This window comes from Pectobacterium hainanensis (genome assembly GCF_046237015.1).
Classification (GTDB): domain Bacteria; phylum Pseudomonadota; class Gammaproteobacteria; order Enterobacterales; family Enterobacteriaceae; genus JBJYIN01.
On sequence record NZ_JBJYIN010000009.1, the window covers coordinates 104,182 to 129,485 of the forward strand.

General features: G+C 49.9%; 23 protein-coding genes. 9 read left to right on the forward strand and 14 right to left on the reverse strand.

Features of this window, described 5'->3' with window-relative positions; genetic code table 11:
- Nucleotides 1–426: 426 nt before the first annotated feature.
- Nucleotides 427–1,071 carry a GntR family transcriptional regulator gene (locus ACKPVM_RS11220; protein ID WP_409309208.1) on the forward strand — a complete coding sequence of 215 codons (645 nt, stop codon included), beginning with the start codon at nucleotides 427–429 and terminating at the stop codon, nucleotides 1,069–1,071.
- Between the two features lie 38 nt (nucleotides 1,072–1,109).
- Here ACKPVM_RS11220 and dkgA read toward each other — a convergent pair whose 3' ends face one another.
- Nucleotides 1,110–1,937: a 2,5-didehydrogluconate reductase DkgA gene (gene dkgA / locus ACKPVM_RS11225; RefSeq protein WP_409309126.1), complete on the reverse strand. Its 828-nt coding sequence runs from the start codon at nucleotides 1,935–1,937 to the stop codon at nucleotides 1,110–1,112.
- A gap of 244 nt (nucleotides 1,938–2,181) precedes the next feature.
- A complete protein-coding gene (yqhD, locus tag ACKPVM_RS11230; protein ID WP_409309127.1) occupies nucleotides 2,182–3,345 on the reverse strand; it encodes an alcohol dehydrogenase in 1,164 nt (387 codons plus the stop codon).
- 201 nt (nucleotides 3,346–3,546) lie between these two features.
- On the opposite strand from yqhD, the gene ACKPVM_RS11235 reads away from it, so the two are divergent.
- Nucleotides 3,547–4,461 (forward strand): AraC family transcriptional regulator, encoded by a 915-nt coding sequence (locus ACKPVM_RS11235; RefSeq protein ID WP_409309128.1) that lies wholly within the window; start codon nucleotides 3,547–3,549, stop codon nucleotides 4,459–4,461.
- A 17-nt stretch (nucleotides 4,462–4,478) separates the two neighbouring features.
- Here the strand turns inward: ACKPVM_RS11235 and ACKPVM_RS11240 are convergent, their stop codons facing one another.
- The 5 genes from ACKPVM_RS11240 to ACKPVM_RS11260 all read right to left on the reverse strand — a co-directional run bounded on the left by ACKPVM_RS11240 (nucleotide 4,479) and on the right by ACKPVM_RS11260 (nucleotide 9,699).
- Complete coding sequence (locus ACKPVM_RS11240; RefSeq protein WP_409309129.1) at nucleotides 4,479–5,132, reverse strand: DedA family protein; 654 nt, start codon at nucleotides 5,130–5,132, stop codon at nucleotides 4,479–4,481.
- Nucleotides 5,133–5,347: 215 nt separating this feature from the next.
- A complete protein-coding gene (gene metC / locus ACKPVM_RS11245) occupies nucleotides 5,348–6,541 on the reverse strand; it encodes a cystathionine beta-lyase (RefSeq protein ID WP_409309130.1) in 1,194 nt (397 codons plus the stop codon).
- A gap of 299 nt (nucleotides 6,542–6,840) precedes the next feature.
- A complete protein-coding gene (locus ACKPVM_RS11250; protein WP_409309131.1) occupies nucleotides 6,841–8,133 on the reverse strand; it encodes a TRAP transporter large permease in 1,293 nt (430 codons plus the stop codon).
- A 15-nt stretch (nucleotides 8,134–8,148) separates the two neighbouring features.
- On the reverse strand, nucleotides 8,149–8,655 hold the full coding sequence (locus ACKPVM_RS11255; RefSeq protein WP_409309132.1) for a TRAP transporter small permease: 507 nt from the start codon (nucleotides 8,653–8,655) through the stop codon (nucleotides 8,149–8,151).
- Between the two features lie 66 nt (nucleotides 8,656–8,721).
- Nucleotides 8,722–9,699, reverse strand: coding sequence for a TRAP transporter substrate-binding protein (locus tag ACKPVM_RS11260; protein ID WP_409309133.1), 978 nt, complete (start codon nucleotides 9,697–9,699; stop codon nucleotides 8,722–8,724).
- Nucleotides 9,700–10,488: 789 nt separating this feature from the next.
- Between ACKPVM_RS11260 and exbB the strand changes: the two genes are divergently transcribed.
- Together exbB and exbD are read left to right on the forward strand one after the other, a co-directional pair.
- Nucleotides 10,489–11,517 (forward strand): tol-pal system-associated acyl-CoA thioesterase, encoded by a 1,029-nt coding sequence (gene exbB, locus ACKPVM_RS11265; protein WP_409309134.1) that lies wholly within the window; start codon nucleotides 10,489–10,491, stop codon nucleotides 11,515–11,517.
- 3 nt (nucleotides 11,518–11,520) lie between these two features.
- A complete protein-coding gene (gene exbD, locus ACKPVM_RS11270; protein ID WP_409309135.1) occupies nucleotides 11,521–11,943 on the forward strand; it encodes a TonB system transport protein ExbD in 423 nt (140 codons plus the stop codon).
- A gap of 113 nt (nucleotides 11,944–12,056) precedes the next feature.
- Here exbD and ACKPVM_RS11275 read toward each other — a convergent pair whose 3' ends face one another.
- The 6 genes from ACKPVM_RS11275 to cscK form a co-directional block, all read right to left on the reverse strand.
- On the reverse strand, nucleotides 12,057–13,094 hold the full coding sequence (locus tag ACKPVM_RS11275; RefSeq protein WP_409309136.1) for a YiiG family protein: 1,038 nt from the start codon (nucleotides 13,092–13,094) through the stop codon (nucleotides 12,057–12,059).
- A 137-nt stretch (nucleotides 13,095–13,231) separates the two neighbouring features.
- The gene (locus ACKPVM_RS11280) at nucleotides 13,232–14,251 is read right to left on the reverse strand and encodes a substrate-binding domain-containing protein (RefSeq protein ID WP_409309137.1); all 1,020 of its coding nucleotides are present in this window, start codon (nucleotides 14,249–14,251) and stop codon (nucleotides 13,232–13,234) included.
- A 30-nt stretch (nucleotides 14,252–14,281) separates the two neighbouring features.
- A complete protein-coding gene (locus ACKPVM_RS11285) occupies nucleotides 14,282–15,691 on the reverse strand; it encodes a glycoside hydrolase family 32 protein (protein ID WP_409309138.1) in 1,410 nt (469 codons plus the stop codon).
- Complete coding sequence (locus ACKPVM_RS11290) at nucleotides 15,691–17,061, reverse strand: sucrose-specific PTS transporter subunit IIBC (RefSeq protein WP_409309139.1); 1,371 nt, start codon at nucleotides 17,059–17,061, stop codon at nucleotides 15,691–15,693. Before ACKPVM_RS11290 ends, ACKPVM_RS11285 begins: the two co-directional genes overlap by 1 nt.
- 78 nt (nucleotides 17,062–17,139) lie before the next feature.
- Nucleotides 17,140–18,675 (reverse strand): carbohydrate porin, encoded by a 1,536-nt coding sequence (locus tag ACKPVM_RS11295; RefSeq protein WP_409309209.1) that lies wholly within the window; start codon nucleotides 18,673–18,675, stop codon nucleotides 17,140–17,142.
- A gap of 197 nt (nucleotides 18,676–18,872) precedes the next feature.
- Nucleotides 18,873–19,796: a fructokinase gene (cscK, locus tag ACKPVM_RS11300; protein ID WP_409309140.1), complete on the reverse strand. Its 924-nt coding sequence runs from the start codon at nucleotides 19,794–19,796 to the stop codon at nucleotides 18,873–18,875.
- Nucleotides 19,797–20,120: 324 nt separating this feature from the next.
- Here cscK and ACKPVM_RS11305 point away from each other — a divergent pair, with 324 nt between their 5' ends.
- The 5 genes from ACKPVM_RS11305 to ACKPVM_RS11325 all read left to right on the forward strand — a co-directional run bounded on the left by ACKPVM_RS11305 (nucleotide 20,121) and on the right by ACKPVM_RS11325 (nucleotide 24,695).
- Complete coding sequence (locus tag ACKPVM_RS11305; protein WP_409309141.1) at nucleotides 20,121–20,309, forward strand: hypothetical protein; 189 nt, start codon at nucleotides 20,121–20,123, stop codon at nucleotides 20,307–20,309.
- On the forward strand, nucleotides 20,302–21,009 hold the full coding sequence (locus ACKPVM_RS11310; RefSeq protein ID WP_409309142.1) for a bactofilin family protein: 708 nt from the start codon (nucleotides 20,302–20,304) through the stop codon (nucleotides 21,007–21,009). Before ACKPVM_RS11305 ends, ACKPVM_RS11310 begins: the two co-directional genes overlap by 8 nt.
- Nucleotides 21,010–21,258: 249 nt before the next feature.
- On the forward strand, nucleotides 21,259–23,478 hold the full coding sequence (locus ACKPVM_RS11315; protein ID WP_409309143.1) for a YgiQ family radical SAM protein: 2,220 nt from the start codon (nucleotides 21,259–21,261) through the stop codon (nucleotides 23,476–23,478).
- Between the two features lie 85 nt (nucleotides 23,479–23,563).
- Nucleotides 23,564–24,010, forward strand: a complete 447-nt coding sequence (locus tag ACKPVM_RS11320) for a YhbP family protein (RefSeq protein WP_409309144.1) — start codon at nucleotides 23,564–23,566, stop codon at nucleotides 24,008–24,010.
- Between the two features lie 31 nt (nucleotides 24,011–24,041).
- Nucleotides 24,042–24,695, forward strand: coding sequence for an NAD(P)H-binding protein (locus ACKPVM_RS11325; protein ID WP_409309145.1), 654 nt, complete (start codon nucleotides 24,042–24,044; stop codon nucleotides 24,693–24,695).
- A gap of 6 nt (nucleotides 24,696–24,701) precedes the next feature.
- Here ACKPVM_RS11325 and nrdG read toward each other — a convergent pair whose 3' ends face one another.
- On the reverse strand, nucleotides 24,702–25,166 hold the full coding sequence (gene nrdG / locus ACKPVM_RS11330) for an anaerobic ribonucleoside-triphosphate reductase-activating protein (RefSeq protein WP_409309146.1): 465 nt from the start codon (nucleotides 25,164–25,166) through the stop codon (nucleotides 24,702–24,704).
- Nucleotides 25,167–25,304 lie beyond the last annotated feature (138 nt).

Here is a 25,304-nt window from a genome sequence, read left to right on the forward strand (position 1 = left end):
CTATACATAGGCTGCGTTCTTATGCAGCCCTCTCCCTTTTTCTTTTGTATTCGTACATCTTCATCGCGTTACGAGCTGACAATCGGCGTCGCCAAAATAACGCGTTGGGATCGTTTATTTGATCCCCGATCCTGGTGTTGGCACAACTGAATGTATTGTACGAAAATCAAACGAATGAGGCAAGTCCAATTTAACTCCTTTATGATACCAATCTAAGTCCTGGCGATTATTGTTCTACACGCTCATTTGTGCCAACACTTGTGGTTAACAATTGCGTATGCTGAAAGTGGTATAGAAACAATAAAAGGCTGCACGATGCAGAAACTACTTCTTTGGCTACGGGATAAGTTGGGAGAACCCTCATCAACACCCCGTTATATGCAGCTTGCTTTACTTCTTGAAACGGGCATTGCGTGACGTAAGGCGCTGTCCGGGCAGTTTTTACCAGCTGAAAGATTGATTGCACAACAGCTTGGTTTATCTCGCGTGACGATTTCGCGTTCGATGTCATTGCTGGAAAAAAAAGGGCTGATTGTTCGTCAGCAAGGCGTCGGTACTCGAATCAGCCAGCACTTGGATGATTGGTCAGATCCCGATGAAGCAGGGTTTATCCCATTGATCCTGCGGCAGGAGGAAACAACAGGCGAACGTTGGCTGGAACGAGAGCGAAAGAAATTGCCTGAATCAATCGCCACTGAGATGTCTTTGCCGAAAGACACGCTTGTCACCCGGTTGCGGCGTGTGCACTTAATGAACGGGGACCCGGTATCGTTTGAAATAGAATGGATCCCGCTGACCTTACTGCCGGAGCCAGAGCAACTGGATCACTCACTCTATCAATACTGGGCAACCCGGAATATCTATCCGGAAAAAAAACGCTATCGTTTAAAAGCGTTGGCTTGTCCGGCAGAGGTTGCCGAACATTTGCACATTCCACCAGATACGCCTGTTTTGTTAACTCGTCAGCATACTTATGACTTACATGGCGATCTGTTGGAGTACGGTGAAATGTATTGCCGCAGTGATGTCTATGAGTTTCAAGTGACAGAACGATTAGCGTCTGTGGAGTAAACTGGCAAACGGGGTCGTTTGCCAGTGAGACAGGAAAATTAATCGTTTCTGGGGAGGTCCGGATCGGGGCCAAGACGTTTACCGCTATCGAGCGTCGCGATCTCTCCCAGTTCATCCTTATCCAATCTAAAATCGAAGACGTCAAAGTTTTCCCGGATGCGTGAAGGCGTCACGGATTTTGGAATGACGACTAGCCCATTGTCCAGGTGCCAGCGGATAACAATTTGCGCGGGCGTTTTATCGTACTTGGTTGCCAATTTACGAATAATGGGTTGATCGAAGATGCCCTCACCGCCTTGCGCCAGCGGGCTCCAGGATTCGGTTTGAATATGGTGGTTAACGTTCCAGACATGGAGTTGACGCTGTTGTAACAAGGGGTGTAATTCAACCTGGTTAATGACAGGAAGAACACCAGTCTCATCTTTCAGGCGCTGTAAATGATGCGGATGGAAGTTACTGACGCCAATACTTTTAACCAGCCCTTGTTCCTGTAGCTTGATTAATCCGCGCCAGGCGTCCACATAGGTGTCCTGGTGTGGTAGCGGCCAGTGGATTAGATACAAATCCACGTAATCCAATTGCAGTTTGCGCAGGCTCTCTTCCAGCGCTTTCTGCGGGTCTTTTTGATCGCTATTCCAGAGTTTAGTCGTAATGAACAATGCATCACGCGGAAGATCTGCATCTTGCAATGCTTGACCGACGCCTTCTTCGTTCTTGTAAATTGCGGCGGTATCAATGGCGCGATAACCGGTGTTTAAGGCTTCAGTAACGGCCGCGACGGTTTCTTCATTGCTTGCCCGCCATACACCGAGGCCCAACTGGGGCATGATATTACCATCAGCCAGTTTAATCTTGGGTTGCGTCATGTCATTCTCCTTTTTCAACCGTTAATCAGTATAATATTTGGGGTTTAACGGGAGTTGGCGGCCCGTTGCTGCGACCATCAAAATCCGATGCGGTATCGTCTTCTCGCAACAATTGTCTTTTTACGGCAATTGTCTGCTTGCAACGATGTCCTCCCGCAACAATCATCTTCTCGCAACAACAGGCATGTCGTTTCATTCTAGTCGAAAAATTCGCCAAAGGTTCTACACTGTTTTTGAAAGTGCATTAGCGTGCCGCTTCGTAAATCCTCTGGCTATCACTCAAGGTAATATCCTGATGTTCTCCCAAAGCGGTCATGCCATGTTCCTTCAACTTGGCAACCATGGCTGGGATTGTGCTACCGTCCAATTGGTAGTCGGACATATGGGTAGGCACTCCCATTTTTTCGAAGAAATCACGCGTCGCGGCGATGGCATGATCAATGCGCTGATCGTCGCTACCATCCCGTAAATTCCAGATGCGTTCTGCATACTGCAATAATTTCGCGCGTTTTTGTGATTTTTTCGCCGTCAGCATGGCAGGCAGGACAATCGCCAGCGTTTGAGCATGGTCGAGACCGTGCATCGCGGTCAGTTCATGGCCTAGCATATGCGTTGCCCAATCCTGCGGCACGCCTGCGCCAATCAGGCCATTCAGCGCCATCGTCGCACTCCACATGACATTCGCTCGAACGTTATAGTTTTGTGGTTCGGATAATGCACGCGGGCCTTCTTCAATCAGCGTCAGTAATAAACCTTCAGCAAAGCGATCCTGTACTTTGGCGTCGACTGGATAAGTCAGGTATTGCTCAATGGTATGAACGAAAGCGTCCACGACGCCATTGGCGATTTGTCGTGCCGGTAGCGTATAGGTGACCACGGGGTCGAGTACTGCAAACAGAGGTTGAACATGCGGAGAGAAGAAGTGCTGCTTGTCGCCAGTGCTGTGGCGTGTAATCACGGCACCGCTATTGGATTCGGAACCTGTCGCTGGCAGCGTTAATACGGCACCCATCGCAATGCCGTTATCGATGTGGGCCCCTGTGGTTTCCAGAATATGCCACGGATCTTGCGCCGCTTTATAGCCAGCAGCGGCGGCGATAAATTTGGTGCCATCGACGACCGAACCTCCTCCTACCGCCAGCAGAAAATCAATGTTTTCCGCACGAACCATATCAACGGCTTTCATAAGGGTTTCGTACGTCGGGTTCGGTTCAATACCCGAAAATTCAAGAACCTGCCGCCCGTTCAGAGCCTGATAGACCTGATCCAGTACGCCGTTGCGTTTTACGCTACCACCGCCGTACGTGATGAGAATGCGTGCATCAGCTGGAATTTCTTTACTTAATTCAGCGATTTGACCTTCACCGAATAAAATTTTCGTTGGGGTATGAAGTGTAAAATTTAGCATGGGTTATTTATCCTGTGTAACACCTTGATGAGAGGGCAAAACGTTAGTGCAATATGCTTTGTAAAGGTTATCAATTCGTCGCCGATGCGCAATGCTCATTCCTGTTTGGTTATTGCCTATTTCTACAGGAATCAATAGAAAATGATGATAAAAGTCGCTTTCTATGTCATTTTATCTTTAGTCTTTAGAAGAGGTGAGAGTATGTCTGTTAGTGGCCCGCATGCGCGGATGGTGAAACAAGCGATGCGCTATTCATCGGGAAATTGGGTGACGCAATCACCGATTCCGCACGTTAAAATTCTTTATGCGGGTGAGCCCCATCCACGTTCGCCGGTGATGTATGACCCAATGATTGTGATTATTCTTCAGGGACAAAAAATCGGTTATTTGGGGGGGAAAACATTTCAGTACAACCCGGAAAACTACCTGTTAATGACAGTCCCCCTGCCTTTTGAATGTGAAACGATTGCGAGTGCTGAACAGCCCTTGATTGGCCTTTCTATTCGTATTGATATGCAGATGCTGCAAGATTTGCTCATCGATATCGGGGATGATGACAGTGTGCTGAGGCCTTGCTCTGATTCCAGTGGCGTGAACAGTGTGTCGTTAACGGATGATGTGCTGTGCGCCGTCGAACGTCTCCTGGATGCAATGGCGAACCCTCGTGATGCACGAGTGCTTGGGCCGCATATCGTCAGAGAGATCCTTTATCATATGCTATGTGGTGAGCGTGGTGCGGCGTTACAGGCACTGGTGAATCGGCATACGCATTTTAGTCAAATTGCAAAGTCGCTACGTCGAATAGAAAACCAATATGCGGATAACCTGAATGTTGAGTTGCTGGCGACGGAGGTCAATATGAGCGTATCTGCGTTCCACCATAATTTTAAAGCGGTAACCAATACATCACCGTTGCAGTATCTAAAATCCTATCGATTACATAAAGCGCGCTTAATGATGTTGAATGATGGCCTGAAGGCGGGAACGGCTGCCATTCGTGTCGGGTACGAAAGTACATCCCAATTCAGTCGTGAATTTAAACGCTATTTTGGCGCGACACCTGGAGATGAAGTCGCGCGGTTGAAATCCAGCAACCGCGTGGTTGAAGGTAGCTAACTATTGTTGGCGGTAAGTTAAGCCGCCATTCGCTTCTTACGCCAGACCATGATGACCATGCCGACTAACCCACATAACAACAGAATCATCGGGAGAATGATCAGCGCGGTCATTACCTGATCTTCATAACGTTTCACCAGCGGAATATGGCTTAGGGCGTAGCCTAGCGTCACGATGCCGCCAACCCAAAGGAAACCGCTGAGCCAGTTAAATATCTGGAAGCGAGTGCTATTTAGCCCGGAAATGCCTGCCATGGTCGGCAATAGCGTACGAACAAACGCCAGAAAGCGACCGATCAATAAAGCGACCAACCCATGACGATGGAAAAGATGGTGAGCCCGTTGATGATAGTGGGCGGGTAATTGTAATAGCCAGCCTTTGACCAGACGGGTATCCCCCAGCCAGCGCCCTTGCAGATAGCTGAACCAACAGCCGAGGCTGGCCGCCACCGTCAGTAGGATCATTGTCGGGAAAAAGCTCATGACGCCTTTAGCGATCATGGCTCCAGTCAGTAATAGCAGGCTGTCACCGGGCAGAAAGGAGGCGGGCAATAAACCATTTTCAAGAAATAACGTGGTGAATAAAATGCCGTAGATTACCCAGATAACGTTGGGGTCGGCCAGCGCACTGAAATCTTGTTGCCATAGTGCCTGAATAATTTCATGAACCATATTCTTTCCTGCCTGGTGTCTAAAGTCCTAAAAAAACAGAAACAGGACACGTGCCCGAACCCGATGGCAAGGATTCTACTGATACCAACAGAGGGCAAAATGCTACGTTCTGGGTAAAATAACGCGGCTTTTTAATAGGAATTGCCGCGCTTTCTATCATACACGTTTTACCTTTCCCCATGCTGGAAATCAGGATATCGAAGGGCTGATAACCGTCACACTTCCTGAATTCTGTTAAAGCCAGCCGCTAGATCCTCAATCAGATCCTCACAATCTTCAAGTCCAATATGTAAGCGAATTAACGTACCGGTAAAATCAACGCCAGCGACCGGTCGGATAGATGCCAACTCATCAGGCTGATTGGCCAGAATCAACGACTCAAACCCGCCCCATGAATAGGCCATACTGAAATGTTCGAAATGATCCAGATAATTTGCTAACTGGTCTTTATTCAATCGTGTTTTCAGGACAAAGGAAAAAAGCCCATTGCATCCTGAAAAATCTCGAACATAGAATTCATGGCCTTTACAACCAGGCAGCGCCGGGTGATTAACCGTCGCCACTTCGGGGCGTTCTGATAGCCAGTTAGCGATGCGAATACTGCTTTCCTGATGTTGTTTTAAACGGACGCCCAGCGTACGTAAGCCTCGACTGGCGACGTAGGCCGTATCTGCATCGACCATCTGCCCCATGAGATAAGAATGTTCGCGCAGTTGTTCCAGACAACGTTCGTTGGCAACGGCGGTACCTAGCATGGCATCGGAGTGACCGACAATATATTTCGTGCCAGACTGCACGGAGATATCAATGCCAAATTCCAGAGCCTTGAACAGAATGCCAGCCGCCCAGGTATTATCCATAATGATAACGATATCCGGGTTAGCATGGCGTACCGCTTTCACGATGGCAGGGACATCGTGCACTTCCATCGTGATGGAACCGGGAGACTCCAGAAAAACAACCTTGGTGTTTTTCTGAATGAGGTGGCTAATGTCCGCCCCCACTAAGGGATCGAAATAGGTGGTATCAATATTCATCTTGCGAAGCACGGTGTTACAGAAATCCTGGGTGGGTTCATAAGCGGAACCTGTCACCAGAACATGATCCCCTGTCGAAACAAACGAAAGGATGGAATTGGCGATAGCCGCAGCACCACAAGGATAGAGCACGCAACCTGCACCGTTTTCCAACTCTGTCATCGCGTCCTGAAAGGCGAAATGAGTCAACGTACCACGACGACCGTAAAAGAGTGCGCCTTTTGTCCGGTTGATTGCAGCGTGTTTTTTATCCTGAACGGTATCAAACACCAGTGACGATGCGCGCTGAATAATAGGGTTGACCGCACCCTGAGTGAATTTTTTGCTGCGTCCTGCGGCGACTAATGCGGTTGCCGTTTTTTTGCTTGTCATAACCAATATCACCTTTTCTGTTCAGGTCGCGCCGGGTTATTCAAACGCCTGTATGACCGGATATTAACGAGAGTTTCTGTGCTATCTGATACTTTCTACGTTACCACGCCTTAAACGGCACGTGGATACGCTTTTCCCGATGAAGAGAAAAACGGTCAGAGTTGCTGTTATTACGTTTTGAAAAGGGGCTTCCTGCTAGATGAAGATGAAAGTTCTTCAAGGAAAGGTAGGATGAGCATCATTGCTTGAGTAAAAGCCCGCAGTCAATGCGGGCTTGAGGTGGTGTATTTTGTCGGATATTAGCCGGTATGTACGCCAAAGAGTTTGGGTAGCCAGAGAGAAATCGCCGGAACATAAGTGACCAGCATCAGTATAAAAAAGAGTCCAGCGTAGAAAGGCAACATCGCTTTCACTACCTGCTCTATTTTCTGTTTACTGACCGCACTAGCAACGAAAAGTACTGAACCCACGGGTGGCGTGATCAGGCCGATTCCAAGATTGACGAGCATAATCATACCGAAATGTACCGGATCGATGCCAAGTGAAACAGCGACGGGCAGCAGAACTGGTGTGAGGATCAAGATGATTGGTGCCATATCCATCAACGTGCCAATCAATAGCAGCATGATGTTAATCCACATCAGAATGACGTACTTATTATCCGAAATGGAGGTAAAAAATTCGGTGATACGGCTTGGCAACTGCATATAGGTCATGATCGCCCCAAATGCGGCGGCAAAACCAATTAGGATCATCACAATCGTCACGGTTTTCACTGTGCGATACATCAGTTTGGGCAGTTCAGACCATTTGTAATCTTTATAGATAAACATCGTGACGAAAAACGACCACAGGCAGGCGATGGCGGCAGACTCGGTTGCGGTAAAAATACCAGAAAGAATCCCCCCCATAATGATGACGACAGTCATCAATCCCCAAAGCGTGTCTACGAAGATTTTCAGCGCCTGACGGAAAGGCACTCGCTCACCTTTAGGATAACCACGTTTGTGTGCAAACCCGACGCACATCACCATCATCGTTAAACTGAGCAACAGACCCGGCATGATCCCGGCAATAAAGAGTGACGCGATTGAGACCGTGCCCCCGGTTGCCAGAGAATAAATGACGGAGTTGTGGCTTGGCGGTGTCAGGATGGCCTGAACCGAACCGCTGGCGGTAACGGCGGCGGCAAAGTCGCGAGGATACCCTTTTTTCTCCATTTCAGGGATCATGACTGAACCGATCGACGCGGTGTCGGCAACGGAAGAACCGGAGATGGCACCGAAAAAAGTAGACGCGACAATATTGACCAGCGATAACCCGCCTCGAATAAAGCCAACAAAGATATAGGCAAAGTTAACTAAACGACGGGCTATGCCGCCCTCAGCCATAATGGCCCCAGCCAGAATAAAGAAGGGGATTGCCAGCAGTGAAAACTTGTTTACCCCATTGGTGATCTGGATCATGACGGCTTCGAGTGGTAAATCGATCCAAATCGCGCCGACAATGGCGCTCAACCCGACGGCGTAAGCCACGGGGACACCAACCGCTAGTAGGATGGCTAGCGAACCAACTAAAATAAATGCGTCCATGGTATTGGCTCCAAATTAAGCATTGCCAAGCATCACCACAGGGCGTTGATCCTGCGGGCCAAAACATATTCTTTCGATGATAAACAGCAACGTGAGCAGCGATCCAATCGGTAGCGGTAAATAACTCTCACCTGCGGTCAATAAAGGAAATTCAGCGACGGGTTGTTCCCATAGCTCTATGCAAAGCGTGACGCTGTAATACAGAATGAAGACACTGATGGTCATCATCAGAATATTCGTCAGATGTGAGCATACCTTCTTTCCTATATCAGGGAGGCGGTCGGTAAGCATGCTAACGGCAATATGTGAACATGAACGATAACTGACTGCTGCACCGACAAAAGTAAATGTCACCATGCAGATAATCGAGATAGGTTCTGGCCAGGATAATGCGGAATTTAATGCATAGCGTGCGAATATGCCAATAGGAATAATAAGCGTCATGATTAATAACGCTAGTCCTGATACCCACATGGCGACTTTATATAATACATCCATGGCTGAAATATATGCATTGGCCATTATTATTTTACCTGATGAAGATGAAGTGCGGACAGATTTAATAAACGTTGTCCGCACTTAGGCTGGTTATTTTACGTCAGCGACGGCTTTGATCAGATCTTGATATTTAGCCCCAAATTGATCGCGTACGGATTGGGTTGCTTTGAAATAATAATCATTATCTACTTCATGGAACTGAACACCGCCCGCTTTCATTTTATCTAATGATTGCTGATTGTATTCATTCCACAATGCGCGTTGTTCCAGCTGTGCTTCTTTAGCAAGTTTCAGGATAGTGTCTTGATCTTCTTTAGACAGTTTGTCCCATTTAACTTTGGAATAAAGGAACAGTTCAGGAATGATAAAGTGGCGACTCCAGGTAAAGTTCTTGGCGACAGGCATATAGTTATGAGCGACATAAGTTGGTGGATTATTTTCCGTGCCGTCAATAACGCCAGTTTGCATACCGCTGAAGACTTCGCTGGTGCCCATCGCAATTGAGTTCGCTCCCATGGCTTTCAGTGTAGCGAGCGCTACCTGGCTTGTCTGGACGCGGATCTTCATGCCTTGCAGATCTTCCGGTTTGGTAATCGGCGCTTTCGTGATCAGGTTGCGTGTGCCTGCATCCATCCAGCCGAGAAAGACCAGTTTAGATTTGCTGTTGTTCGTAATTTTGTCGCCAATTTCTTGCCCAATCTTTCCATCAAGTACTTTATGTAAATGGTCTTCATCGCGGAAAATATAGGGGAGAGTAAAGACTTCGATTTCTGGCAATATTGCCGCAACGGGTGTCATGGAAACGCGAATGATATCAATTGCACCTAATTGTGCTTGTTCAATCATTTGTTTCTCATCACCGAGCACACCGCCGGGGAATGTTTTTATTTCCAGTCGGCCATTTGTGGCAGTTTTAAGTTTTTCTCCCATTTTTTGCACGGCAACGACGTTTGGATAGCCTTCAGGGTGAACATCGGAGGCTTTAATTTGTTGTGCTTGAACAGCTTGTGTCATAAATAATGCAGCAGAACTCAGGCAAAGACTTACCAATGTTTTCGACAGCTTCATTGAGTTATCTCCAGAAATAATGATAGGGTAAAAAACTTATTTAAATGATTGTTCTAATAAAAAGAGGCTCCCGTTAGCAGACCAGGGGCTGTTATGAGAATGGGACGATGTCTATACCCGTCATACTTCAAGTTGCATGTGCGTTGGCTGCGTTCAGTCACCCGAATCACTTACTTGAGTAAGCTCATCGGGACTCCTTCGCTTGCCGCCTTCCTGAAACTTGAATTATTTAGGGTATATAAATTTGTCTTGCGACGGTCTTGGTGCACACCCTCTGAATTCTCGGGAATAACCTAACCTATTATACAACTTTGAATAATGACACTTATCACAAAAGCTATAGGTGATATGAAATGCTGTTTTATATGAAATTTTCGAAAAATATCAGAAATGAAATGACGTAACCTTATGTTTTATTTAATTTTAGTATTGTGTTGTGTTTCTGTCCTTGTCGGATAGCTTCTGATCTCATCGTAGAAAATGGTGTGATAACTTAATGTTGATCACATAATAGAAAGCGGTTCTGAAAACGCTCAGGTACTTATTCGTCAGATACTATTTACCTGCAAGTCTACGCTGTTATTCCTTAATGTCGAAGTTCATAACATTTTTTATACCTTATTGTTTTATTTCAATACCGTGATGTAACACTTCTGCGAAACATCGCGATGAAAATGCATTGTTTGGTGTAAATAATAATGAGAACGACTATCAATTAACGCTGGGTCTGATATTATTTCAGGCTGGTTTCTAGCGTCAACAGTGATGAATTAATGGTGGAGGCACAGCGTGAATACGGCTGTCAGTAACATTACTCAACAGGTGTCATCAGCCTGGCAATCAAAACGTAGTGCGTTCAGCGCATTTTCCCGTAGCATACTGATTACTCTGCTCTTTAGCGCAGGACTAAGTGGAAATGCGTTTGCGGCCCCTGCAACAGCCCCAATTTCTGGCGACTCTTCAGGTGCGACAACGGTTCAAGCTGCACCAGCAATGGTGCTTGGCGCGGATGCTGGAAATGCTCCCGTTGAGAATGCGTCTGTTGCCGCATCGCCATTGTCTCTGCCTGACCGTGCTTCTCCTGGTATCAACAATTTGATGAGAACGGATCTGTCTGTCTGGGGTATGTATCAGCACGCTGATATTGTTGTGAAAACGGTAATGATTGGCCTTCTGCTAGCCTCCGTGATCACTTGGGCGATTTTCTTTAGTAAAACGGTTGAGTTAATGGGCGCCAAACGCCGTCTGCGTCGTGAGTATCAGGCATTAGCACAGGCCAGAACCTTGGATGATGCAGCGGGAACAGCCGATGCTTTCAAGGCGGGCAGTGTTGCTCAGCAACTGTTAGTTGATGCACAGAATGAAATGGAATTGTCCGCACGTTCGGATGACAACAACGGCATTAAAGAGCGCACCGCGTTTCGTCTGGAACGTCGCGTCGCGGCTACTGGGCGTCACATGGGCCGTGGAAATGGCTACCTGGCAACCGTGGGGGCTGTCGCGCCGTTTGTCGGGTTGTTTGGCACGGTGTGGGGCATCATGAACAGCTTCATCGGTATCGCACAAACGCAAACCACCAATCTGGCTGTTGTCGCACCAGGGATCGCGGAAGCCTTGTTGGCGACGGCAATTGGTCTGGTTGCCGCTATTCCTGCCGTGGTTATCTATAACGTCTTTGCTCGTTGGATCGCTGGTTATAAAGCGCTGGTGGGCGATGTCGCGGCTCAGGTGCTGTTGCTGTTGAGTCGAGATTTGGATGTGGCTGCTAGCAATGACAATCGGGTGGCGTCCTCTGCGCATAAACTGCGGGTGGGTTAAGTCATGGCAATGCATTTAAACGATGATGTAGGTGATGATGGCGAGATGCATGATATCAACGTGACACCGTTTATAGATGTCATGCTGGTCTTGCTAATCATCTTCATGGTGGCCGCCCCGTTAGCAACGGTGGATATTCGCGTCGATTTGCCAGCCTCTTCCGCTGTCCCTCAACCGCGACCGGAAAAACCAGTTTACCTGACGGTAAAAGCAGATAAGCAAATGTTTCTGGGAGACGATGTAGTCAACGAGCAGTCTCTGGCTCAGGTACTGGATGCGAGAACCAGCGCTAACAAAGAAACGACTATCTTTTTTCAGGCGGATAAAAGCGTGGATTATGAAACCATCATGAGCGTGATGGATTCACTGCGTAAAGCGGGCTACCTCAAAGTGGGGCTGGTCGGTGCGGAAACCGCTGCTAAGTAACGATTACGAGTGATGTTTTAAGAAGGAATGCGGGATGAAAATTCAAACCGCATTCTTTTTTTATTCAATATGACTTCAGTGCTGTATTCCGTTGGGAAGGCTAACGGTGTGAATCAGCGCATGCGGTTACTGCTTTCCACCAGAGAGTTGTAGTTTCTGATGAGCTTTTCGGCGCTGCCATCCACCATCCAGCCGGAACTGCTAGATAGCATCATGCGCTCACTTTGGCTGTAAGGGGTCTTATCGCGCACCCGGCGCAGGCGTTCTTTGGCGGATATGCGATAGCTTTCTAATGGCGAACTCATCAGCAACCATGTCGAGGGTTTCGCGGTTTCGGGCTTTTTGGCCAGCTCGATTAGCGCATCGGCGTTGTCTTCATAAGCCTTGAGCCGCGATGTCGCCGTGTCGACGTTGAAATCATCTTGCGTCAGTAAATTTACCAACTGCTTGGCGCTGAGCATGGTAGCCATATACCAGTAATTGAATTGGCGGCCTTCACTCTTCTCGATTTCCGCCAATTGAATCAGTTGGCGCTCGTCGTTGGCTTCTTCCAGAGCCTGATTGAACTGGCGGTTGGCCGTGCTGAATGCCGCATAGTGTTTGACGATGTCGCCATGCATCGCTTTGCCGCGTGCCATCGCGTCATCTTTATAGTTCTCGCGACTGTAGTAAGTATCGGCTTCCTGTAATGTCTGGCCCCAGGTGGTCACTGTTGCGGAGTAGTCCTTGGCAGCCGTATCTAGCGCGGGCATGACAGGCTCGCTTTGGGCTGCCTTGATAAGGGGTTCCCCGCAGTCTTTCAAGCTGGATTCTGACATTGAGTAGACGCCGTAAATGACTCGCTCTTTACCTGTAGGGCCCACCTTCATGTCTTTAACCCAGGATGCGTATCGTTCCATTGCTTTATGGGCGCGTTCATGGGTGGCATTGAAGCATTGAATGTAGAGATTAAGCTTCTGGTTAGCATCGACCTGGGGTTTTGCTTCAGGTGCAGGTGCAGGTGCAGGTGCAGGTGCCGTGCTGGCAGCGGCAGGCGTCGACTGGGTTGGCTCGGTGGTGACGTCTGGCTTGTCTTCACAGGCTGTTAAGCCTATGGCTGCGGCAACGAGTGCGGCCAGCCCGACAGGTGTTTTGATATTGCGAACGTTCATGTGAAATTTCCTTTTCTTTGGTTGTGGTGCAGGTGGTTATGTGGCCACGTCAGAGTTGTCGTTAAATGCCTTATTCAAGCTGAGGTCGGGTGATACGCTACAGCAATGAGAGGACTGTAGCGAATAGCCGTTTTGGTTTATGCCCGTGAGTCGGGATGACGCCAATGAATACGCGTCGGGATATAGCGCCGATCTTCTTCAAGCGGCTGCTGTGCAATCAGGCTGGTTACCATTTCGAAGCTGCTACGTGCCAGCGTTTCACAATCCTGTGCCACGGTATCGATCTTTAGCGGTAAACAATCAAACAGATAGTGATCGTCAAAACTACACAGGCGGATATCACTTTCCATCAGGTTATGCTGATTCAGATAACGCAAAACCCCTTCCAGCAACCCACAGGCGGCAACGAACAGCGCTTTCGGTGGGCGCCCCAAGGTTGCACACAGTTGGGCAAACATTTCATAACCAGAGCTAGGATGGTAACTACCATGAATGATCCACTCTGGGCGGCATTCCAGACCAGCACGCTGCAAACCCAGTTGAAAACCTGCCAGACGATCGCGGGTCGGTGAAATGCGTGATTGACCACCGATAAAATAGAATTCTTCCTGATGCTGGAGGGCGATACGTTCGACCATTTCTGCTGTGGATTCTACCGCTTCGGAAATCACCATCGGCAGCGTGGAATCACCAATCACCCGGTCAAACTGTATGACGGGCAGTTGCTGATTAATTTTCTGATACTCGGTATCGCTCAACAGGCTGGAGGCGACAATCAGACCATCGACCTGACGCTGCACCAGACTGTTAACGGCCATCATCTCCTGACTGGCATTTTCGTCGGTGCAGGCAATCAGCAGCTGTAGCCCTGCTTCACGGCACAGCATTTCCAGCTCGCGGGAAATGACGGCAAACCCGTAGTTGGTCATTTCCGGCACCACCAGCCCCAGCGTGTTGCTGCGTGAGGAACGCAGCGAACGTGCGTGAATACTGGGCTGATAACGTTGCTCATGTGCGACGGCTAAAATACGATCGCGGGTTTCATCAGAAACGCGAAACTCTTTACTGCGTCCGTTAAGTACCAGACTGGCGGTGGATTTTGATACACCGGCCAGCGCGGCGATGTCACTGATTGTTATGCGTTTAGTCGGTTTCACCGCGAGGTCTGCTATCAGAAAAAAGGGAGGTTATTCTATCACGCATGACGCTAACAGCCAGTGTTGTAGCGTTAATCGTCCAGAACCGCTGAACGTCATGATTGCCTCGTTTTCCGGAAAATAGCGTGCAGACATCACGGCTTCGCCGTCGTTGATGAAAATTTCAATGCTGGATCGATCGCACAATATCTGCAATTGGCTTAGGTCACCGCGCCAGTAGCGATGTACGGGTTCACCGGTGCGACGATTGCGGCGGCTGAGTGTCACACGCTCCCCATCCCAGCAGAGAACCAGTTGTGAGGCGAGGCTGAACTGAAATTCCCCTTGCACAGTGATGAGAATTTCCGCGCTGCTGGCATGCAGTGGAGACGCGTAGTCTGCGGTTCCTTGCCAGGCGTAATGTTGCCTGCGTAACTGTTGTAGTTCACGTGCAGGGCGTTGATAAACACGATCGCCATGTAGCGTGAGTTCACGCGGACAGGTCATAGTGTGGATCCAACCGTATTCGATCGTCGGCTCAAAGAATTCATTATCGTCGGGAATCGACATCCAGCCGAACAGCAGGCGTCGCCCGTCTTCGCTCAGCGTGGTTTGCGGGGCGTAAAACTCGAAGCCGAGATCCAGTTCGTGGAAGCCCTGATGCGGATAGGTGCCGTTGTCGTAATTGAGTGATCCAATGAAATAGCCTGCCTGAAAGGTATTCAGGTAGCGTTCTGCTTCGGCGGGAATACCTTGCGGACAACAAATCAGGACGTCTTGGCCATCCAACGGAAACAGATCCGGGCATTCCCACATGTAGCCAAAATCACCCAGTCCGCCCAAACGAGAACCAGCGATCTCGCCGATCTTTTCCCACGCCAGCAGATCGTCAGAACGGTAGAGCAGCACTTTCCCTTGCAGTTCGAGATCTTGTGCGCCGAGCACCATGTACCAGCGGTCATCATGACGCCAGACTTTCGGATCGCGAACGTGTCCGGTGTAGCCCTCAGGGAGCGTCAGTACTGCGCCCAGTTTGTCATATTCACCGTTAGGATTCTCACGGGCGAGGCATTGAAACGCGGTACGTGAGCCGTCGCCGTATTTCACATTACCCGTATACACCAGCATGATCGCGCCCTGATCGACCACGGCAGAGCCAGAGTAGCAGCCGTGGCTTTCATAGCTTTCACTTGGCACCAGTGCGACCGGTTCATGCGTCCAGTTCACCAGATCGGCGGAGCTCCAGTGCCCCCAGAATTTTGCTCCATGGGCACAGGAGAGAGGATTCCACTGATAAAACAGATGGTAACGCCCATTATGATGAATAAATCCGTTTGGATCGTTGAGCAGACCCACGCACGGGGACAGGTGCCATTCCGGGCGATACGGGTCTTCCTGTTTCCGAGAGTGACCTGACATCAGGGCGTGCGCCATGCGCTTTAGTAAGTGGACTTCCTTCATTATTCGCTATCCGTTTTGTATTTCAGCAGTAAGGAAATGACAAAGGCGGCACCGAACGCAATCAACATCCCAATCAGGTAGTTAAGCATCGATCCACCTTGCACAATGGCCAGACCTGGAAAACCCGTCAGCCCAACGGCCGTCATATTAACGTGATTGAATACGACCCACGCGCCACCCAGCGCACCGCCCGCCAATGCCGCCAGGAACGGTTTAATGAAGCGCAGGTTGATACCAAATATCGCCGCTTCTGTGATGCCCAGTAGACAAGAGAGTCCCGCAGGAACGGCAATCGCTCGGGTTTTGGCATCACGCGTTTTAAAGTATACCGCCAGACACGCGCCGCCCTGTGCCACGTTCGCCATCGCCCAAATTGGCAGCAGGAAGTTGACGCCGATATTTGGGTTGCCAAGCAGCCCGGCTTCAATGGCATGGAAGCTGTGATGTACGCCGGTGATCACGATGACAGAGTAGAGGCCGCCAAATAGCAAACCGGCCAGCCAGCCCGCGTGAGCAATCAAGGTGCTGAGTAAGAAAGAAATGCCATCGCCTAACGCACGACCCGCTGGGCCAATAAGCAGCATCGCGACGAAACCGGAAATGATGACCGTAAGGAACGGGGTAACGATGATGTCCAACGCATCAGGTACGATCTTGCGTAGACGCTTTTCCACAATGCTCATGAACCAGACGGCCAGCAGTACCGGAAACACGGTGCCTTGATAGCCGATCATGGCGATGTCCATGCCGAAAAAGTGCATGGTCTGGAAGCCGCCCGCGACGCCCCAGGCGTTGGTCAGCGCCGGATGGGTCAGGATGCCGCCCAGCGTCGCACCGAGATAGGGGTTACCGCCGAATTCCCGCGCGGCGGTAAAACCGATCAGGATTGGCAGGATAATAAAGGCAGCGGAGCTGAATATATCCAGCATCACGAAAATTGCGCTACTGGCATCGACCCAGCCATAGGTTTTGATCATGCCGAGCAGCCCCATCAACAGACCGGATGCGATAATCGCCGGCATGATAGGAACGAAGATGTTCGATAGCAGACGTGCAAGGCGTTGCAATGGGTTCAGTTTTTTCGCGGCGACAGAGGCCGCTTCGGATTTGCTCGATTCACTGATGCCAGCCGCTTTGATGAACTCGGCATATACCTTGTTGACCAGACCTGTGCCGAAAATGATCTGCATTTGTCCCGCGTTCTGGAAACAGCCTTTAACGCCATCAACGTTCTCGATGGCTTTCTTGTCAGCTAAATTGTCGTCATTCAGTACCAGACGCAGGCGAGTCGCGCAGTGGGCAGCACTGGCGATATTCTCTTTCCCGCCGAGAAGGGGAATGAGCGCGGCGGCAGTTTTGTTGATATCCATATTATTCCTCTTTTCAATCGGATATGCAGTTTCTTTGGCGTCGATTAGCGCGTAATCGACGCCAGAGCCGGGCAAAGGTTAGAACCAGGTTTCCATCTGGATACCGAAGTTCCATTCGCCGCCTGCTTTAAAGCCGGTGGAGCCAAACGTATCTTCACTGGAGTAGTGATCCAGTCGCTTATCCCAGTCCATGTAGCTGGCAAACACGCGCAGTTCAGGACGGCTAAAGAAGTTGCCGATATCGCCGACCTTGAATGTCGGGGCGAAGGTCAGCTTGTAGAAACCGCCGCTCACCTGATTCAGGCTGCGATAACCGCGCGGATCGAGGTCCATGTATTGATAGCTGCCTTCATAAGCCAGTGCAAAGTTTTCGGTGATTTCCTGAATCAGGCGCGCATTAAACGTCACCCATTCGTAGCTATCGCCGTTGACGTAACGGTCTTTGCTGGTTTGCGCCAGAATGGACGGCGCGAAGTTCCAGGTCTTGTTCAGCGCCGTTGTACCGTAGGTTGCAAAACGCCAGGTGTTGGCATCGTCGGTCAGGTTGCCATCGGCACCGATGTTTTTCACTTCGCCGCCCAGTCCGTGACCGTAGAGGATCGCGGTTTTCGATGTCCCGTCGCGCAAGCCGTAGAAGCTGTCACCGTGGTAAGCCACCATCGCGTGATAACCTTTATCGCCCGCATGGGTATTGGTGACGACGGTGTTATCACGGCTTGTACCGGTGTTTGCTTTTACATCGTTATTCTTGGCCGTTAATCCGCTCAGCATGAACTGGAAGGGTCCAACGTAGTTGTTGGCGGTAAAGACGTAGTTTTTGATGTCGTTATCCAGCGAGGTAATTTCGCCGAGGCTGCGGCCATACAGCGAGAAGTTACTCTTGGCACTCTCCGCCCATTTCACGTCGTAGATCCCGCCGCCAGTGCCCGCGAGGAAGATCACGTCGCTGTCCAGCCAGTGAATGTCGAAGTTATCGCGATCGAAGCGTTTACCTGCCCACAGCGTGGTGTCCTTAAAGGCACCAGTGAAGGTCGGTAATGAACCCAGTTCGACGAAGGCTTCGCGGATGTTCAGGTCGCTGGTGGCCGCCGTCCAGTCGTTATAGCTGCGCTGGCCGTCCGCCATCATCACCTTGAAGCGGGTGGTGGCACCGTTATCCAGCTTCTGTTTGTGCTCCAGTTTGAGCTCGACGTAGGTGTCGTCTTCATTGCCTAAGCGACCGATATGTCCGCCAGTCTGGCCGGCAGGGGACATACCCGGTCCGATATCGGTTTTGGAACTGGTGGCGGAGTTATTGATCGACAGGCCGGAACGCGCGTAGCCGTGGAATTCAAATCCATCTGCAAATGATTTTTGCTTAGCCAGCGCCGTTGTGCGCTGTTCTACCTGCTGGGTTTTTTGTTCGGTTTGCGTGGTGCGGGTGGCGAGCTGTTGGGTTTGCTTTTCTGCGGCGTCAGCTCTGGCTTCGGCGGCTTGGGCACGGGCTTCAGCCTGTTGTAAGCGCTGCTCCATGGCGTTCAGGCGGGCTTCAATACTATCTGTGTTGGCAGCGGAAACATAAAACGGGGAGGAGAGTAATAATCCTATCGTCACAGCAAGGTGGCTTGGTTTCATTTTTTCGTTCTCGTCGTGAAGGAGATTTATTGTTTTTGGATTTCTCATGTTTAGCTAAATTGCTAAACCGGTTTTTCATGAGAAAAATAAAAGCCAGCAGGAGGGTTAGCAAGAAATTTCACTCGCCCGATTCTGTAACTGTGATCCTGACGACAAAACCGGGCGGTAACCGTATTAAACGGAGGGATTAGGGTTGGCTAAGGGAGTGCGTGCAATTGCTGAGCGTAGGGGAGTGCGGTCATTGCGCCTTTTGCTGTGGTGGCGAGTGCGCCACACCGCTGCGCCTGCGCGATAATCGGATCCCAGCTAAGTGGCTGTGACAGATCGTCATATTGCGCCAGGCCGTGCAGTAAACCCGCGACGAAGGCATCCCCAGCACCCGTGGTGTCGATTGGTGTCACTAACGGCGCAGCAAAGTGCTGTCGCTGGCGGCGATCGTGCAGCCAAACGCCTTCACTGCCCAGCGTCACCAGCAGCAGTTGGGTGGGGTAGCGTTGTATGAACTGCTGAATTCCTGCTTCAACGTCCGATGTTGAACATAGAAAGGCCAGTTCTTCACGTGATAGCTTCACGACATCAGCCAGCATCAGCGCTTGTGTCAGACAGTCGCGCAGTTCCTGCTCGCTTTGCCAGAGATCGTCACGGATATTCGGGTCGAAGCTGACCCAGCCTCGCGCGGCTTTCACCTGCCGCATTGCTTCAAATGCGGTGCTGCGCGAAGGTTCTTGAGAAAGCGCAATGGAGCAAAGGTGCAGCCATTCTTTCTGATTGAACGTAGGCAGATCTTCCGGTTGCAAAAACAGGTCAGCACTCGGGCGTACCATAAACGTGAACGTGCGTTCCCCCGCCGCATCAAGGCTCACGACCACGGTTGAGGTCCTATGGTGCTTATCATGCGCCATGTGATGCGTATCGACGCTTTCCTGTTCCAGCACCGTTTTTAAAAAATGGCCAAAAACATCGTCGCCGACGCGCCCCACAAAGGCGCTGTTTCCCCCCAGTCTGGCAATGCCGACAGCGACATTGGCCGGTGCGCCGCCGGGGCATTTCAGATAGCGTTCCGTATCTTCCGGGATGAGATCGACAACCGCGTCGCCCATAACCCAAACTCTGTTTGCCATAACGTTACTCTTATCAATGATAATTGGACCGTTTGCTAAAATAGAAGAATCGGTTTAGCTAAGCAATATCTTCATGGGACGATAGTCTTGATAACGGATAGAGAATAAGTGATAGATCGGATAGAACACGTCTGTTATCTGAATGCGTTAAGTGTATGGATAAAAAGATTTTTTTGACATGGCACCGTTGAGTAAGGAAAGTAGATGAGGTCGAAGTTTTGGACATGACTGACTAAATAAAATGTGTTTTTGCCCGATACCAACTATGTCGTTGAATGATGCAGCGTGACAGCCGCAAGGAAGATACCAAGAAGGAGAGATGAGATGACTCATAAAATCTTGGATAGTATGTTGGATGAATTAAAAGCTGTGGTTAAGCAGCATGTTGGTGACCGTGCTGATGTTCAGATCGACATACGCTACCTGGATGGGGGGCGTAAAACACTTCGTATTACTATTCCTGATATTTCCACTCTGGAAATTGAATTCAATCGGCGTCCTGATCGTGCGTAATTATAACCTACTATGGGGCCTGTGGGCGGTATGGGCATTGCTGGTGGTTATCTGGTTGATTGATATCTGCCTGGATGTGCCTGTTCAGAATAATGGACCAATGTTAGCCTCGATTCTGGGAACGGTCGGGCTGGCATTGGGCGTATTTTTTTATCACTTTAAAAGGAATAGTCCTGTGTTTTCATTTGATAAAAGTAAAAAAGCGGCACCATCCGTGCAAGAGAATAGTGAAATAAGCAATTTGCCTGAAGTGGTCAATTCAATCAGCCCTGTACGTGTCAAAAAAGACACGTTTATTTCTTTGGGCGCTCAATTAACAGGTCGGCTGACGGTTGATGGCAATATTACCGTTGAGGGTCAGGTTGACGGAGATATTCAATGTGACGATACCATCAAAGTGGAACATTCCGGTCAGGTAAAAGGCGAAATGAAATCCCAGCAAATTACCATTAACGGCCATGTCGAGGGGCGTATTGTCGCGAGTGCTGTCGCAATTTTGGCTCAGGGAAAAGTGATCGGTGATATTTTCTCGGATGAACTTTCCATTGAGAAAGGGGGGCTCTTCACGGGTCAATCAAACCCGTTAAATCCACAGGCTCCGGATCAGAAAAAATTGGTTCATGTGGAAAAGAAAAAAGACAAAATCGTCCCCGCGACCGTTGAACAAGAAAAAAGTACGCCGTCCTTAACCGAGAGTTAGTCAGCGGTGTGATATTGAGGATAATGCCTCTGTTGCGTAATGACCGTTTGGATGCGGTAGCCTGAGATTGTGGCCTTGTCGGGTTACCCCATAAACGCCAGATAAAACTTGATCCTTCGCATATCTGAGACACTCTTATCAGCAGCGTTAGTGTTGTCCACGTATAATCTTCGCCCTTTGTTTCCTGATTAATCAATTATCAAATATTAATCAGGCGCATGAACCCCATTTTTGATAACGAAGAATGCTATGCCGACCAGCTTGATTCAGCCTGAACGTACCCTGTTCTCTTACCCACGTTATTGGGCCGAGTGCTATGGCACCGCGCCGTTCTTTCCGATGTCACGGGAAGAGATGGAGCAATTGGGCTGGGACAGTTGCGATGTCATCGTGGTCACGGGGGATGCGTATGTTGATCACCCCAGTTTTGGTATGGCGATTATCGGTAGGATGCTGGAAGCTCAGGGGTTTCGGGTCGGAATCATCTCACAGCCTGACTGGACGTCGAAAAACGATTTTATGCGTCTTGGCAAACCTAACCTATTTTTTGGCATCACTGCCGGAAATATGGATTCGATGATTAACCGTTACACGGCAGATCGGAAATTACGCCATGATGATGCTTATACTCCCGGCAATGTCGGTGGGAAAAGGCCGGATCGGGCGACGCTAGTGTATAGCCAACGCTGTAAAGAGGCGTTTAGCGATGTGCCGGTTATTTTGGGCGGAATAGAGGCCAGTCTGCGCCGCATCGCGCATTATGATTACTGGTCTGATACCGTACGGCGTTCCGTATTGGTGGACGCCAAAGCGGATATGCTGGTGTACGGTAATGGGGAACGCCCGCTGGTTGAAGTCGCTCATCGTTTGGCCGCGGGTGAACCGATCGACCATATCCTTGATGTGCGTAATACGGCGGTGATGCGTAAAACGGCATTGGTTGGCTGGACCGGTGTGGATTCAACCCGGCTCGATAAACCGGGTCGTATTGAACCCATTATGAACCCCTATGGTGAGGATTTACCTTGTTCGGAAGGTGAACTGCCTGCACCCGATGCGCCCCAACCGATTACGGTACGCGCTCCCAGGCCTAAGCCGTGGGAAAAAACCTACGTGCTGCTGCCATCGTTTGAAAAAGTGAAGGGCGATAAGGTGATGTATGCCCATACATCACGAATATTGCACCATGAAACGAACCCAGGTTGTGCCCGGGCGCTGATGCAAAAGCATGGCGATCGTTATGTCTGGATTAATCCCCCGGCGATCCCCCTGTCAACCGAAGAAATGGACGCGGTGTTTGCCCTTCCGTTTCAGCGTGTTCCTCACCCTTCCTACGGTAAAGCCGTGATCCCGGCTTATGACATGATCCGCTTTTCCGTCAATATAATGCGCGGGTGCTATGGCGGTTGTTCGTTTTGTTCGATCACTGAACATGAAGGGCGGATCATCCAGAGCCGTTCTGAAGCGTCGATTGTCAAAGAGATCGAAGAGATCCGCGATAGTGTGCCGGGGTTTACCGGTGTTATCTCCGACTTGGGTGGCCCGACGGCGAATATGTATATGTTGCGTTGCCAGTCGCCGCGTGCGGAGCAAAGTTGTCGACGAGCTTCCTGTGTCTATCCTGAGATCTGTGCTCACATGGATACCAACCATGAGCCCACGATCCAATTGTATCGGCGTGCTCGCAGCCTGAAAGGGATTAAGAAAATCCTCATCGCTTCCGGCGTTCGCTATGATTTAGCCGTTGAAGATCCTCGTTATATCAAAGAATTGGCCGAACACCATGTGGGCGGGTATTTAAAAATCGCCCCTGAGCATACGGAGGCGGGGCCGTTGTCGAAAATGATGAAGCCAGGGATGGGCAGTTATCATCGTTTTAAACAACTTTTTGATACCTATTCAAAGCAGGCGGGAAAGCAGCAATATCTCATACCCTATTTTATTTCGGCGCATCCCGGAACTCGGGACGAAGACATGGTTAATTTGGCGCTGTGGCTGAAAGCGAACCGTTTCCGACTGGATCAGGTGCAAAATTTTTATCCTTCCCCTTTGGCGAATGCCACGACAATGTATTACACCGGTAAGAACCCGCTGGGGAAGGTGGATTACAAAAGCGAAGATGTCGTGGTACCGCGGGGTGAACGCCAGCGTCGGTTGCATAAAGCGTTGCTTCGTTATCATGATCCGGCGAACTGGCCGTTGATTCGTGATGCATTGTCCGCGATGGGGATGAAACGGTTGATTGGAAATCGACCGGATTGTCTGATACCAGCAGAGGTGCCAGGGGAACGGAACGATGCTCGCGGTGCAAGTAGCAAAGGTAAAGGCCGCGCGGTTCGCCCGGCAATGACGAGATTCACTGCATCCGCCGTTAGCAGTCAACCCTCTGGGAAAAAAGACGTTTCAGACCGTTCTCCGGCGAGCAAAAAGGGGGCGTCGACGAAAAAGACCCGTCGAGCAAAGCCGTGATATGCGTCGATAACGTGAATAAGCGCAGGTAAGACGCTTCTTTTTGTATGGATTTATTGAACGTATTGAGGTGTCAGGAGAACCGATGGGAACTGATAATGCGCTTGATGCCATCTCCCGTTATCTGAAGAAGCTACACGTACTGACCGTATGCGTAGCGGATAATTCGGATTTATGGTGTGCGAGTTGCTTCTATACTTATGACGAACAACAGGTGGCCTTTTACCTGATGACTGAATCACATACGCGTCATGGTGAGTTGATGCTGCGCCAATCTCAGGTTGCCGGAACCGTCAGCGGCCAGCCGAAAAGCGTCGTTTTGATTAAAGGGGTGCAATTTCGGGCGCAGGCCGAACTGTTGCAGGGGGAAGAAGAACAGCGGGCGAGAGCGTGTTATCACGCTCGTTTTCCAGTCGCTCGTGCGGTTAATGCCCCCGTTTGGCGTTTACGCCTGACCGAACTGAAAATGACCGACAACACCCTGGGTTTTGGAACGAAACGCCATTGGCAACGCACTGAATCAGCGTTGTGACGTTAAAAGAGAGATAATCAGAGGAGTGAGTATGAGCCGGGTATTGCTATTAGGTGCAACGGGGTTGGTGGGAAATGAGCTGTTACAGCTATTGAAAGCTAATCACCGGGTTGAAACGATTTACGCACCTACTCGTAAGCCATTGCCTCCCTCTGAAAAGTTGGTGAACCCACATCATGCCGATCTTTCAGTGGCGATTTCCCAGTTGATCTCTCCAGTTGATATCGCTTTTTGCTGTCTGGGATCGACGCTTAAAACGGCGGGAAGTAAAAAAGCGTTTCGTTACGTGGATTACACGCTCGTGGTGGAAGCTTCGAAAGCGGCGCTCGCGTTGGGGGCGAAACATCTGTTAGCGGTCAGCGCTCTGAGTGCAAATACCGCTTCGCCTTTCTTTTATTCCCGCGTGAAAGGAGAAGCAGAAAAATCTCTGCGTCAGCAGGGGTGGCAACACCTTACGTTGGCACAACCGTCAATGTTATTAGGCGAAAGGACAGAGCGTCGACCTTTGGAAAGTCTGTCCGCGCCACTTTTTCGCTTATTTCCCGCAAGGTGGCGGGCAATTGAAGGGAAAACCGTGGCCCAGGCGTTACTCAATCAGGCATTTTCACCTGAGCCGAAAGCCAGCGTCACGGTGTTGGAGTCTGATCAACTGCGGACACTGGGGAAACAACCGTCTCTGGTGTAAAAAGGCTTAACGTAAATAGTGGATAACCTGGTTGCTACTGCCTCGCCAGATCAGTGAGGGATCTTTAAGATCCTGAACAAATTTACCGTCAACTAATACGTTGATCAGATCGACGACCTGTTGTTGCTCTGCTGTCAGCTCATCCAGTTTATAGCCGGTCCACACCCAAATATCTTTGCCGGGACATTCGGTGCGTATCCGTGTCACCAGTTGCAAAATGTCAGGAACGTTTTGCGGATGGAGCGGATCACCGCCGGATAGCGAAATCCCCTGCCTGGGGATCACGGTATCCTGGAGATCGGTAATGATCCGCTCCTGTATTTCCTGCGTAAACGGCTGCCCAGAATTAAGCCGCCAGGTACTTTTGTTATAACACCCCACGCACTGATGTACGCATCCGGCAACAAACAGGGTACAACGTGTTCCGGGACCGTTAACGACATCAACGGGGTAATATTGGTGATAATTCATGCAGATAGAGCCATGTGAAGGAATTGAAGCCGACTTCAGTCTGTTAAAAATCGTTGCTTAGTGCCGCGCTATATTCGTCATTTCTGTGAAGGCTGGCGTTTTTGCGATAATCATGTGTTATCTATCGATCCCCGCCTT